Origin of the sequence: Mesorhizobium sp. M2E.F.Ca.ET.219.01.1.1, from assembly GCF_004016445.2 — a bacterium.
Taxonomy (GTDB): Bacteria; Pseudomonadota; Alphaproteobacteria; order Rhizobiales; family Rhizobiaceae; genus Mesorhizobium.
The window spans coordinates 245489-258855 of the sequence record NZ_SADT02000002.1 but is presented as its reverse complement, the minus strand read 5'-3'; the positions used below and the strand labels follow the sequence as shown (position 1 = coordinate 258855).

10 protein-coding genes are annotated in these 13367 nt (G+C 65.9%); 3 read left to right on the top strand and 7 right to left on the bottom strand.

What is annotated here, in order from left to right:
- The first annotated feature begins 55 nt into the window (after positions 1–55).
- Both EN862_RS11650 and EN862_RS11645 read left to right on the top strand, forming a co-directional pair.
- Complete coding sequence (locus tag EN862_RS11650; protein WP_127866937.1) at positions 56–214, top strand: peptide ABC transporter permease; 159 nt, start codon at positions 56–58, stop codon at positions 212–214.
- A gap of 112 nt (positions 215–326) precedes the next feature.
- Positions 327–1052: an MgtC/SapB family protein gene (locus tag EN862_RS11645; RefSeq protein WP_127866936.1), complete on the top strand. Its 726-nt coding sequence runs from the start codon at positions 327–329 to the stop codon at positions 1050–1052.
- A 15-nt stretch (positions 1053–1067) separates the two neighbouring features.
- Here EN862_RS11645 and EN862_RS11640 read toward each other — a convergent pair whose 3' ends face one another.
- Genes EN862_RS11640 through EN862_RS11615 form a run of 6 tightly spaced genes read right to left on the bottom strand, consistent with a single transcriptional unit; the run spans position 1068 to position 8708 of the window.
- Positions 1068–2303, bottom strand: coding sequence for a VWA domain-containing protein (locus tag EN862_RS11640; RefSeq protein WP_127866935.1), 1236 nt, complete (start codon positions 2301–2303; stop codon positions 1068–1070).
- Positions 2296–4557: a DUF5682 family protein gene (locus tag EN862_RS11635; RefSeq protein ID WP_127866934.1), complete on the bottom strand. Its 2262-nt coding sequence runs from the start codon at positions 4555–4557 to the stop codon at positions 2296–2298. Before EN862_RS11635 ends, EN862_RS11640 begins: the two co-directional genes overlap by 8 nt.
- Before the next feature lie 3 nt (positions 4558–4560).
- Positions 4561–5640, bottom strand: a complete 1080-nt coding sequence (locus EN862_RS11630; protein ID WP_127866933.1) for an AAA family ATPase — start codon at positions 5638–5640, stop codon at positions 4561–4563.
- A gap of 19 nt (positions 5641–5659) precedes the next feature.
- A complete protein-coding gene (locus EN862_RS11625; RefSeq protein ID WP_127866932.1) occupies positions 5660–7096 on the bottom strand; it encodes a DUF5691 domain-containing protein in 1437 nt (478 codons plus the stop codon).
- Positions 7093–8493: an SWIM zinc finger family protein gene (locus tag EN862_RS11620; protein WP_127866931.1), complete on the bottom strand. Its 1401-nt coding sequence runs from the start codon at positions 8491–8493 to the stop codon at positions 7093–7095. The genes EN862_RS11625 and EN862_RS11620 overlap by 4 nt, the downstream gene beginning before the upstream one ends.
- Positions 8478–8708, bottom strand: coding sequence for a hypothetical protein (locus EN862_RS11615; protein ID WP_127866930.1), 231 nt, complete (start codon positions 8706–8708; stop codon positions 8478–8480). The genes EN862_RS11620 and EN862_RS11615 overlap by 16 nt, the downstream gene beginning before the upstream one ends.
- A 322-nt stretch (positions 8709–9030) precedes the next feature.
- Here EN862_RS11615 and EN862_RS11610 point away from each other — a divergent pair, with 322 nt between their 5' ends.
- Positions 9031–12435: an acyl-[ACP]--phospholipid O-acyltransferase gene (locus tag EN862_RS11610; RefSeq protein WP_127866929.1), complete on the top strand. Its 3405-nt coding sequence runs from the start codon at positions 9031–9033 to the stop codon at positions 12433–12435.
- A gap of 71 nt (positions 12436–12506) precedes the next feature.
- On the opposite strand, the gene EN862_RS11605 is transcribed toward EN862_RS11610, so the two are convergent.
- On the bottom strand, positions 12507–13232 hold the full coding sequence (locus EN862_RS11605; RefSeq protein WP_127866928.1) for an SDR family oxidoreductase: 726 nt from the start codon (positions 13230–13232) through the stop codon (positions 12507–12509).
- Between the last annotated feature and the right edge of the window lie 135 nt (positions 13233–13367).

The following is a 13367-nucleotide window of genomic DNA, read 5'->3' as shown; positions in this document are numbered from 1 at the left end:
AAATCGGTTCCTGCTCAGAGACCTTCCGGATCCGTTCCAAAGGAAGGAGCAATTCATGAGCAAGGATCGCGATAGCGAAGGACTGGTCTTCTCGGGCCAGGACGCACGACAGGGTGAAATCATCCTGCGCACGCGCACCCGCCGCATCATTTTCATCGCCGGGCTGGTGGGCATCGTGGTGCTGGCGTTGGTGGTCAGCCTCGCCGCGCATTGAAGACAGCCCTGATTTCTTCAGACATCGGTCACGGAACCATTCCCGGCTCTGCCCGGTTGAACGTCGCTGACGAAATTGAGGCGCGGTGAATTTACACCCCCTTGTCGAGACAATGTTCGAGACACTTTGCTGCGACATGCCGCTTCATCCGACCTGGCTGGACCTTGTCGGGCGGCTCTTGCTGACCCTGCTGGCCGGCTTCCTCATCGGCCTGAACCGCGAGGCGCGCGGCCATTCCGCCGGGCTGCGCACAACCATACTGGTCGGTCTGGCGGCCTGTGTGGCCATGGTCCAGGCCAACATGCTGCTCGACGTCGCCGGCAAGGGGCCGGACTCTTTCGTGCGCATGGATGTGATGCGCTTCGCGCTCGGCGTGCTGACCGGTGTCGGCTTCATCGGCGGCGGCGCCATCCTGCGGCGCGGCGATCTCGTCACCGGCGTCACCACCGCCGCCACGATGTGGATCATGACGATGATCGGCCTCGCCTTCGGCGGTGGCCAGTATGGCCTCGGCATGATCGCGACGGTGCTGACCCTGGTGACGCTGCAGGCGCTGAAATGGGTCGATCTGAAAATCCCGCGCGACCACAAGGCGATCCTGTCGGTCTCATGGCCGAAGAACTCGCCGCCCGACATCGGGGAATTGGTACGACCGCTCGGCTACGACGTGCGTTTCGTCGGCATGGAGCACGATGTCGACCGCAACCGCTTTGTTTTTTCCTTCGACGTTCAATGGAAGCAGCCCGACGCGCTTGAGCCTTCGACGGACATCCTGGCGGTGATTGCCGAGCACTGCGCGGTCGAGCGCTTTGAAGTGACCGGCGAGAAGCCGTTCTGAGTTCGGGCGGCAAGCCTACTCCGCCGCGCCCGGCGCCTCCGTATCGGCGCGGACGAGCTTGATGTCGGCGCCTGCCGCCCAGGCGCCGATGTCCTCGCGGCGCAGCGCCGCCGCCATCATTTCGGGGAAATGGTCGGGCGTGCAGGCAAAGACCGGAATGCCGAGTGCGGCGACCGACCCGGCCATCGACGGATCGTAGCCGGGACGGCCCTGATCGGTGAGCGCCAAGAGCACGACGACGTTGACGCCCGACCGGACAAGCGCCGCCAGCCTTTGCAGGAGCTCCTTGCCGTTGCCACCTTCGTAGAGATCGGTGATCAGAACGAAATGCGCCTTGGTTGGCCGCTCGATGCGCTCGGCGCAGTAGGCGACCGCCTGGTTGATGTCGGTGCCGCCGCCGAGCTGGACGCCGAACAGCACCTCGACCGGATCGCTGAGCTCTTCGGTCAGATCGACGATCGCCGTGTCGAAGCAGACGAGTTTCGTCCGCACGACCGGCAGCGAGGCCATCACGGCGGCGAAGATCGAGGCGTAGATGACCGAGCTCGCCATCGAGCCGGACTGGTCGACGCAGAGCGTCACCTCGTCGAGATCGACCAGTCGGCGCTGACGACGCATGAAGCCAACCAGCTTTTCCGGCACGACGGTCTTATGGTCCGGCTGGTAGTGGCGAAGGTTCGCCGTGATCGTGCGCGGCCAGTCAATATCGCGCTGACGCGGCCGGTTGGTGCGCCGCGACTTATCGAGCGCGCCGCGGATCGCCTCCGCGGTCTTCTGCTCCAGGCGCTGCATCAGCTTGGCGACAATGTCGGAAATGATGGACCTGGCGATGTCCTTGGTCTTGTCCGGCATCGCCGAGCGCAGCGAGACGAGGTCGGCGACGAGATTGACGTCGGCCTCGATCGCCTTGAGGAATTCCGGCTCCATCAGCATCTGCTTCAGGTTGAGCCGCTCGAAGGCATCTTTCTGCACGACCTGGACGACCTGCTCGGGGAAGAAGGAGCGGATGTCACCCATCCATTGCGCGACGCGGGGCGCCGAGCGGCCGAGCCCGCCGCGCCGCTTGCGCGCATCGCCGGCGGTGTCGCCGCTGCCGTCGCCATAAAGCGCATCGAGCGCCGCCGACAGTTTTCGGTCCTCGGCCGACAGCGCCGATGATGTCTCGTCGTCGGCGCCGATCGCCAGCCGCCAACGGCGCTCGCGATTGTCCATGGTCGGATCAAGGTCCGGCCCGGTCGCTTCGTCAGCCATGATTGGCCTCCCCCGCGAGCAACTTGCCGAGCAGACCAAAATGCCTGCGCCATGCCACGCCGCCGTCCGGCGCCAGAGTCAGCCCGGCAGGCAGGTTCACTCTCTTGCCAAGCACCGCCTCGATCAGGCGGCGACGCTCCATGCTGTCAAGGTCCGAGAAGACGCGGCGCAGCAGCGGCAGATGCGCCACGAAAGCCTCCTCGTCGAGCGAGGCCAGCCAGGCGTCGACGGCACCGCGCAGACCTTCGTCATAGATCAGCCGCTGGCCGGCGCCGCTGAAGAAGCCTTCGAAGAAGGCGGCGGCATCGATCACAGGCGTTCCCGGCGACAGGCGCCTTGCCAGGAGATCGGCGGTCTCATCGGCTGAGAGCCGCCCAGCCTCGTAGAGCAGATGCGCGGCGCAGCCGGCGACGAGCGCCGTGGAACGCGACGAATCCAGCACGGCCGCCAGCCCGTTGCGCCAGGCCTCCAGGACATGCTCGTCCGGCTCGACCAGCTTGATTGCCTCGTCGGCCTTGCGAAGCGCTGCCATCAGCGCGGCGGCGGCCTGCGCGTCGAGATCGCGCGCCGCGTAAGGCAGCGCGATGGAGCCCTCGATGATCAGCCGCTCCAGCAGGCCGGCGAGGCGTTCGGTCTCGGTCTTGCGTGCTTCGCCGTAGCGGATGATGTCGGCCAGCGGCGGCACCGAGGCCAGCAGCTCCAGGCACTCGCTGCTGTGCGCTGCCTTTTCCTCGAGCGCCGCAAGACCGGCGGCGGACGCCTCGCTCAAGGCGGCGGTGATGGCGCTCTGCACCAGCGTGGCCAGCGCATCGAGCGTCGCGGCGGCGCCGATCATCTGGATCAGCCTGCCATTGGCGGCCTTCTCGATGGTCGGGCCGTAGACCAGGTTCTCGACAAGGCGGACGGCATATTCCGGCTGCCAGGCCAGCATCCAGCGCTCGCGAAACGTGCCGCGGCTGCGGCCGACATCGGTCAGCCTGCCCCAATTGACGCCGAGCACGTTCAACCGGTGCAGCAATGTCGAGCGACACAGCCCGCTCTCGCTACGCAGGTCAACGGAAAGCTCTCGTTCCAGCGCTTCCGGTTTCAGCCGCGCGGCCTTCTGGTTGCGCTGCAGATCGTCGATCAGCGGCGCGAGCGGCGTGTCGGGCGGGATCTCGCCGACATCGGCGCCCAGCAGCAGCTCGGCCTCGACCATCTTCCACAGCAAAGTCTCGCCGTTGAAGAGCGCCGAGACCGAGGCGTCGCGAAGTTCCTCGAAACCCGGCTTCGGCCGTTCGCGGATTGCGGCAAGCGCGCGCGCCAGGCGCTCCGCCTCGATCAGCGAGGCGGTGGAGATCATGTGGCCCTTCGCCCGCAGCACCGAGGCGATCCGCGCCAACCACAGGACCGAGGCGTCGTCCTGCCCACGTGTCTGCCACAGATGCTTGCACCAGCCGGGCGCGACGACGCCGGCGCCGTAGCCATAGCCCAGCGCCAGGCGCGGTCCGGTCCACGGCGCATAAGTCATCGTGGTCTTGCGTCGGCCGATGCCCTTGAGCAGCGCCTGGTCGCTCTTTTGCGTATGAGCGGCCCGCAAGGCCGGCACATGCCAGGCGCCGCAGACGACGGCCAGTGGCCCGTCGAATTCCTTCCGCGCGGCAGCGATCTCCAACCGCATATGCGCCTCGCGCATGGCCTCGAACTTGGCGATCGCGCCCTCGCCGTCGCGCAGCGTCGTCATCGCGTCGGCGATGGCCGCGAAGATCGGGCCTGGCTCGGGATTCTGCTCGATGATGTCGGACCACCAGCTCTCGCCGTCCTCATAGCCGGCAGCGCGCGCCAAGGTGCCGATCGGATCCTGGATGCGCGTGGGTTCTTCGCCCTGTTCTTCTGCAGGTTCTGCTTCGGAGGCATCACCATCGGTCGAACCTTCAGGCGCCTTCTCCGCAAGCCGCGCGGCCGACGGCAGGTCGATGAAGCGCAGCGCCGCCTTGTTGGCGACGGCCCAAAGTGCTGCCTGATATTCCGGCGAGAATTCGGCGAAGGGCCAAAAGCTGGTCGCGGCGGGGTCGTCCTCGGGATAGCAGAGCAACGCCACCGGCGGCTTCATGTCGGGGCTGGCGAGCAACGGCAGCAGCGGCGAGGCATCCACCGGCCCCTCGATCAGCACGGCGACCGGCCGCAATTCCTGCAAGGCCTTGACCAGGCTCCCGGCGGAGCCCGGCCCATGGTGGCGAATGCCGAAATAGCTGATGATGCCGCCTTGCGTCATGGCTCAGATGGCCGCGTTGAGCGCCGCGTAGTAGCCGGCATAGTCCGGACGCTTCTTCAACACCGTCTCCAGATATTCCTCCAGCACCACCTTGTCCTGCACCGGGTCCTTGACGATGGCGCCGACAAGGCTTGGCGCCAGCCCTTCCGCGTGGAGCTTGCCGTCATCGAACCATGCCGCCTGGCTAAGCCCGCTGACCATGGTGGCGATCGCCTCGGCGGTCGACAGAGAGCCCGATGGCGTCTTCAGCGTCACCTTGCCGTCGGCGGTCGCGCCCGAGCGCAGCTCGCGGAAGATGGTGAGGACGCGGGCGATCTCCTCGCCGACATTCTTCGGCACCGGCAGGTCCAGCCCGCCGGCCATCTCGCCGACGCGCCGGGAGACGATGGAGACTTCCTCCGCCATATCTTCCGGTAGCGGCAGCACCACGACGTTGAAGCGGCGCTTCAGCGCCGAGGAGAGTTCGTTGACGCCCTTGTCGCGGTTGTTGGCGGTGGCGATGATGTTGAAGCCGCGCTGCGCGTAGATCGAGGTGTTCAGCTCCGGCACCGGCATCATCTTTTCCGACAGTACGGTGATCAGCGTGTCCTGCACATCGGAGCCCATGCGCGTCAGCTCTTCCAGCCGGCAAAGCTTGCCGTCCTGCATCGCGCGGTAGAGCGGCGTCGGCACAAGCGCTTCCTGGCTCGGGCCCTTGGCCAGCAGCTGGGCATAGTTCCAGCCATAGCGGATCTGGTTTTCGTCGGTGCCGGCGGTGCATTGCACGACCAGCGTCGAATTGCCCATGGTGGCGCCGGCGAGATGTTCCGATACCCAGGATTTTGCCGTTCCGGGAACGCCGAGCAGAAGCAGCGCCCGGTCGGTCGCAAGCGTGGCGACCGCCGTTTCCATCAATTGCCGGCGACCGACATATTTCGGCGAAATCACCGTGCCGTCGCTCGCCTTGCCGCCCATCAGATAGGTGAGCACGGCTTTCGGCGACAGGCTCCAGCCGGCAGGCTTTTGCCGGTCGTCGCCGCGCGCAAGCGCCTGCAGTTCGGCGGCGTAGACCTGTTCGGCCGGGAGGCGGATGGCTGCGTTCATGCGATCTTCTCCGGGTTGATCATTTGGTTGGATTTCCGCTCAGCGCCGCGTTGAGGCGCAGCAGGCTAAGCGATGGGGATGCCGGCGGCAGGCCGGCGGCGACGACCTCACCGATCAATTTTTCCGCCGCCACCGGACTGGCCAGAAAGCCGATGGCTTCGAGATATTGCTCGGCGTTTCGTCTCGTGACGTCATTGTCACCCGAGACGGCGGAACGCAGCGCTGGAAGCGTCTTGCCCTTTGCGAGGTCGCCCCATTCCAGCCAGCCCGCTTCAGCGCCTTCGACCAGGGTGAGCGCGGCCAGATTTTGCGCATCATTCAGGATCTGCCTGATCAGGACACGCTTCCTGCCGCTGTCCAAACGCGCCGTGAGTTGGAGGCCGAGAATCGCCAGCCTGCCGCCGGCTGCGGCAAGCAGATCCGCCAGACAGGCCACCGCCGCATCGCCGCCGGACACCGAGATCATTCGAACCAGAAACAGATCTGCGCCGTCATCGACGCCGAACTGCCATGCGCCGATGAAATCGGCCTCCGTCTTGCCGAAGCGGGCGACGAGATCGCCGAAATAACAGGTCGCGAACAAGTCGGCGCGACGTGCTTGCTGCGCCTGTGACTTGGGTTTTATCGGCGCGTAGGTGGCGCGGCGGCGGATGAAGCCGGATTTGCCTTCCTCGATGAAAGCGGCGAGCTCGGCTGTCGGATCTTCCGACCCGCCGCCAGCCGGATTTCCGCGTTCCCCTAACCTTGCCAGCAGCCGGCCCGCCATTTCGCGCACTTTGCCTGAGCGATCGGCGGACAGGCTCTTCAGGAACGGAACGTCGTCGGCCCCAAGGCCGAAGCGCATGAGCTCAATGAGCGCAAGCCTCACCTCGGCGGGCTCGCCTGCCCCTTTTGTCTCGATAAGGGCCCGCGCCAAGGCGGGTGTGGAGCGCCGCAAATCGATCAGCGCGCTGCGGCGCGCGGCGGGATAGAAATCATCCCAGGTTTCCGCCGTCAAATCCTCGCGCCGCGACTGCTTTTCGCTGTCCGCGCCTGCCTGCCAGTCGACCCAGGGGGCGTAGATGTCCGGGCTTTCCTGGTCCGTCGCAGCAGGCATCCAGTCCATCGGATGCAGCACGAAGCCGCGGCCGGCGACGAGCGTGGCCACCCGTGTCTTGAGCCTCGCATCGGCTGCATATTTCAGCGCGGCGCGCAGCGACGGCCGCAACCGTTCAGGGAGCATCGGCAAAGCCAGCACCGGCAGCGGCGGGCGCCGCTTCAAGGTTTTCGGCGCCGCCGGGCGGAGCGCGACGTCCAGCGCCTGCGCGGCGACGGCCAGCAGCCGCCGTTCCTGCTCGTCCGGGCTGGATGCCGCCGCGACTTCCTTCCATTCGGCGGGCGCCAATTCGAAAGCGCCGCCGCCCGAAATCCAGCCGTCGCGCAATCGTGCCAGCCCTGCTTGATCGAGCTCGTTCATGACAGATCGAGCCTCCCGATGCTGCTTTGCGATGCCAGCAGCTCGAGCCTGGCGCCGTTCCAAAGCGCTGCCGTCGCCGCGAGATCGAGGCCGAGCAAGGTCTGGTTGACGGAGCCGGCAACAGGCAGGGCAATGCCGTGCGGATCGCCGGCCGCCTGCCACCAGGCGCCGTCCTTTTCGTCCAGCGCGATCGCACCGGCCGGCAGGATGACAGGGCAATCGGACAGCCAGGGCGCGCCATCCTGGAACGCGGCGTAGGCGGCCAGCGGATCGCCTGCTGCATCCGGGACGAATGCCGGCCACGCGCCAGGCGCCACGTCGCCCAGTCGGTCCGCGACCAGCGCGCGCAGCGGATTGCGCGACGGATAGAACACCAGCCTCGCTCTGAAGCGGTCGCCCGGCGCGAAGGCGCCGGAGCGGCGTCCGGCCGAGGCGGGGAAGAAATCGAGCAGCACCGCAAATCGCGGTGTCGTGCTTTTCAGATCGAGCAGCCAAGTGGCGTGACTGACCAGCCCGTCGCGGCGGGTCTCGATCTTTTCGCCAAGCACCTCCCAGTCGCTCTCGACCTGAACGGCGTCGGGGTTGGCGAGTATCTGGTCGCGCGTCTCCGATGTCGAGACCAGGCGTTTCAATTCGGCATCGTCCGGCGCGGCGCGCCAGGCCTTCGCGAGCAGCACCAGCTTGCCCAGCTCGCGGATCGCGGCGTCCGGCCGCTCCTCGCCGCGCAGCGCCATCAGCTTCGCGGGCAATTCGTCGATACGACCGGCGAGTGCCGCCGCCTTGAGGTCTACAAGCCGTGCCGCGATGCGGCGGCAGCGCTCGCTCGAGGCATCGACAAAGCCGGCAAGGCCGAGCCGCAATTGGTCGGCGATCCACTGGTCGAGCTCGTCGAGCGCCGCCGAGACCGCGCTGCGCGTGTCCTCCGCCCGCTTGCGCTGCGCCGCCTCGCGGCGTTCGGCGGCAGCTGCGTCCTCGACAGGAGGTGCCTCTTCCGGCCGCGATGCCTCGTCAATGCTTTTGCCTTCCGCGCGAGCTGGCGCCGTGGCCGGCGGCTGCCCAGGCTTGCGGCGCCGGCCGAGCCAGTCGTTCACCCAATCGGGCGTCTGGTCGACACGGGCGAAGCTGGCCGGCGCGGTGGCGCCGATCCAGGCCAGTGCCAGAATGTGCTTGCACGGAAATTTCCGCGACGGGCAGGTGCATTTATAGCCGTAGTCGGAGGTGTCGAACGCGACCCGGTAAGGGTTGGAGCCCGAGCCCTGGCATTCGCCCCAGATCAGCGGCAACTGCTCATGCGCTTCAAGCCTGGGCCAGTTCGACCGCTTGGTCAGCTTGGCGGCGGCGCCAAGCGAGGCCTGATCGGGGGCCAAAGCCTCGATTGTCTTCAAATCCAGCTGCAAGCCGCGCGCCTCTCACCACCCCGAAGCATGACTTCGCGACGATTGATAGCCGTTTGCGGCCGGCTGGTGTAGCTCCAGTCGCCGCAAAATGAGAGCTTGTCTAACGTTTCGTTGTTCTCCTGAACGCCGGGTCGCGCGAAGCTCGCATCCAGCGTGTTCCCATTCAACAGTTCGATCTGTGAACGCTGTTCATTTTTCTCTTGAACGCCGTTCACGATATGCTATGCTGCGAACATGAACAATGTTCACTGAATTGTATCTGGCCTGAAACAAGCCCAGGCCGACGCAGCCTAAGCCTGAAACGAAAGGATCATATCGATGCTCACCGACAGCCATGCCCGCAAATATTCAAGCGCCTGCAAGCCCTGGAGACCGATCGCGGACGACAGATGCGGGGCGCCAAGGGCAAGAAACAATGGATTGGAATAAATCGCAGTAACGAAGTTTAACCGCTTCCCGGTAAACAAGGCTCAAACCGCGCAAGTGTCCGCTCAGTCCAAACGGATTGCCAGTCGGGCTTGCCCAATGGAAATTGCCATGAACACCCATCTGATGATGTCGCGGCGCTTCGCGCCTCTCTTCTGGACGCAATTCCTCTCGGCCTTCAACGACAATTTCCTGAAGAACACGCTGGTGTTCCTCATTCTCTTCACGCTGGCGAAGGACCAGGCGGCGTCGCTGGTGACGCTGGCCGGCGCCATTTTCATGGCCCCCTTCCTGCTGCTTTCGGCGCTTGGCGGCGAGATCGCCGACCGCTTCGACAAGGCGCTGATCGCGCGCCGCCTGAAATTCACCGAGATCGCCGCGGCCGCCGTTGCCGTCGTCGGCATCGCGCTGTCCTCTATTCCCGTGCTGATGACGGCGCTCTTGATGTTCGGCATCATCTCGGCGCTGTTCGGACCGATCAAATACGGCATCCTGCCGGACCATCTCGAGCGCAAGGAACTGCCCAAGGCCAATGCCTGGATCGAGTCGGCCACCTTCGCCGCGATCCTGGGCGGCACGATTGCCGGCGGGGTCGTCTCCGCCGACGGTATCGGCGTCACGGTGTTCGGGCCGATCATGATGGCGCTGGCCGTCGGTTGCTGGTTCGTCAGCCGCTATATCCCTTCCACCGGTTCGGCCGCCCCCAACCTCACCATCGACAAGAACGTCTTTCGTTCGACCTGGCGGCAGGTCGCCGACTTGCGCACCGACATGCGCATCTGGCGCGCCGGCCTGATGACCTCGTGGTTCTGGCTGGTCGGGGCCATCGTGCTTTCGATCCTGCCGGCGATGATCAAGGATTCGCTCGGCGGCAACGAGATCGCCGTCACCGCCTATCTCGCGGTGTTCGCCGTCTCCATCGCCATCGGCTCGGCCATCGCCGCCTGGATGTCGCAGGGCCGCATGGTGCTTTTGCCCGCGCCGGTCGGCACCGCGCTGCTGGCGCTGTTCGGCCTGCATCTGGCCTGGACCATCGGCAGCATGCAGCCCTCGCCCCATGCCGAGACGCTTGCCGCCTTCTTCGCCGGCCCCAACACCATCCGTGTCGCCATCGACCTCGCCGGCATGGCCATCGCCGCCGCCTTCCTGGTGGTGCCGACCTTCGCCGCCGTGCAGGCCTGGTCGCCGGAAGCGCGCCGCGCCCGCGTCGTCGCGGCGGTCAGCATCGTCAACGCCGGCTTCATGACCGTCGGCGGCATCCTTGTCGCGGCCATCCAGGCTGCCGGCGTCTCGATCGCGGGCATCCTGTTCGGCCTCGTCGTCGCCAACGCTATCGCCGCCTGGCTGATGCTGAAATTCCTGCCGACCAATCCGTTCCGCGACTTCGTCTCAATCCTGTTCCGCGCCTTCCTGCGCCTGGAGGTCGAAGGCCTGGACAACCTCAAGGCGGCCGGCAAGGCGCCGATCCTGGCGCTCAACCATGTCAGCTTCCTCGATGGTCCGCTGGCGCTGACGCTGACCGACGAGGAGCCGGTCTTCGCCATCGACTACACGATCGCCCAGGCCTGGTGGATGAAGCCGTTCATGAAGCTCGCCCGGGCGCTGCCGCTCAATCCGGCGAAGCCGATGTCGACCCGCACCCTGATCAAGATCGTGCAGGGCGGCGATCCGCTGGTCATCTTCCCGGAGGGACGCATCACCGTCACAGGCGGCCTGATGAAGGTCTATGACGGCGCCGCCATGGTCGCCGACAAGACCGGCTCGATGGTGGTGCCGGTGCGCATCGAGGGGCTGGAGAAGAGCTATTTCTCACGGCTCTCCTCGCAGCATGTGCGCCACCGCCTGTTCCCGAAGGTCAAGGTGACCATCCTGGAGCCGGTGAAGCTCGAAGTGCCCCAGGAACTGAAGGGGCGCCAGCGCCGCGCGGCGGCGGGCTCGGCGCTCTATCAGGTGATGTCGGACCTCGTCTTCCGCACCCAAAACATTGACAAGACGGTGCTTCAGAAGATCATCGAGACGGCCCACGAGCGCGGCATGAAGGAGCTTGCCGTGCAGGATCCGGTCACCGGCTCGCTGAGCTACGGTAAGCTGCTCACCGCCGCCGCGGTGCTGGGCGAGAAGTTCGAGCATCTCTATGCGGGTCAAGAGACGCTGGGCATCATGCTGCCCAACGCCAACGGCGCCTGCGCTGCGCTGCTCGGCGTCATGTCGGCCGGCAAGGTGCCGGCGATGATCAACTTCACCGCCGGCGCGGCCAACATCCTGTCGGCATGCAGGGCGGCCGAAGTGAAAACCGTGCTCACCTCCCGCGCCTTCGTCGAGCAGGCAAAGCTCGGGCCGGTGGTGGAAGAGATCGGCCGCTCGGTCGACATCGTCTGGCTCGACGACCTGCGCGCCACGATCGGCCTCAAGGACAAGCTGCTCGGCCTGTTGCGCAAGACAACGCCGCGGGTGGCGCGCAAGGCGGACGACCCGGCGGCGATCCTGTTCACCTCGGGCTCGGAAGGCACGCCCAAGGGCGTGGTGCTGACCCACCGCAACATCCTGGCCAACGCCGCCCAGGCGGCCTCGCGGATCGACTTCCATTCGGGCGACAAGGTGTTCAACGTGCTGCCGATCTTCCACTCCTTCGGCATGACGGCGGGCACGGTGCTGCCGCTGATCTCTGGCGTGCCGGTCTATTTCTACCCCTCGCCGCTGCACTACCGCATCGTGCCGGAACTGATCTACGGGTCGAACGCGACGATCATCTTCGGCACCGATACGTTCCTCGCCGGCTATGCGCGCACCGCGCACCCCTACGACTTCCGCTCGGTGCGCTACTGCTTCGCCGGCGCCGAGCCGGTCAAGGCCGCAACGCGCATGACCTATATGGAGAAGTTCGGCCTGCGCATCCTCGAGGGCTACGGCGTGACGGAGGCAGCACCGGTGATCGCCATCAACACGCCGATGTATAACAAGGCGGGCAGCGTCGGCAAAATCATGCCTGGCATGGAATACCGCCTGGAACCGGTGCCTGGCGTCGACGAGGGCGGGCGGCTCTTCGTGCGCGGTCCGAATGTCATGTCGGGCTATCTGCGCGCTGAGAACCCGGGCGTGATCGAGCCGCTGAAAGACGGCTGGCACGACACCGGCGACATCGTCACCGTCGACGACGCCGGCTTCATCTCGATCCGCGGCCGCGCCAAGCGCTTTGCCAAGATCGGCGGCGAGATGATTTCGCTGGCGGCGGTCGAGGCGCTGGCCGGAGAACTCTGGAAAGGCTCGCTGTCAGCGGTCGCCACAGTACCGGACGCGCGCAAGGGCGAGAAGCTTATCCTGATCACGGAAGCTTCCGGCGCAACCCGCGCGGACTTTCTCGCCTTCGCCAAGGCGAATGGCGCCATGGACCTGATGGTGCCGGCCGAGGTGCGTGTCGTGCCGAAGGTGCCGGTGCTCGGTTCCGGCAAGCTCGACTTCGCCGGCGTGATCAGGATGGTGCGCGGCGAAGAAGAGCTGAAGGTCAAGGCGGCGTGACGAGGATAGGCGAACGGGCCGGCGCGAAACGCCGGCCTGTTCGCATCTGGCTGACTCGGCGGCACGACGTTCTACATATTTGCTGCCGTCGGGCGCACGATCACTTCGTTGACGTCGACGCCGTCGGGCTGTTCGAGGGCAAAGCGGATCGCCCGCGCAATGGCGTCCGGCGTCAGCGATTTCTGCCGCCACTCCTTCAAAGCCGCGGCCACCTGAGGATCGCTGATGTCGTCGCCCAATTCGGTCGCGGTCACGCCGGGCGAGATGATCGTGGCGCGGATGTCGTCATGCTCCTGGCGCAGGCCTTCGGTGATCGCCCATACCGCATATTTGGTGCCACAGTAGACCGCCGCGGTGGGCAGCACGAGATGCGCGCCGACGGACGCCACGTTGACCACGTGCCCGTTTTTCTGAGCGACGAAGCGGGGCAGCCCCGAAGCGATCCCGTTCAGCACGCCGAAGATGTTGACGTTGATCATGCGCGCCCACTCATCGCGCTTCAGCGCGGCAAGCGGCGACAGCGGCATGACGCCGGCATTGTTGACCAGCACGTCGATCCGGCCGAATTGCGCCTGAGCGGCATCGGCGAATGCGGCGAAGCTTGCCGCATCCGTCACATCGAGTTCGCGCCAGGCAACCCCTTCACCGAGTTCCTCGGCCAGCGCCTTCAGACGCTCGGCGCGGCGGGCGCCGATAAACAGCCTGGCGCCTGCCGAGGCAAGCTCGCGAACCGTCGCTTCGCCGATGCCGCTCGAGGCGCCGGTGATCAATACAACCTTGTCTTTCAGTCCCGTCATGATCGTTTCCTTTTCGCTTGCGGTGACGGGACGCAAAATGGTGGCGCGAAGGCGGAGAGCGGTAGCGCGATCGTCCAAAGAGTTTGCACGATCCTCCAAATAAGCCGACCAAGCCTTGCAACATCGCGCGCGATG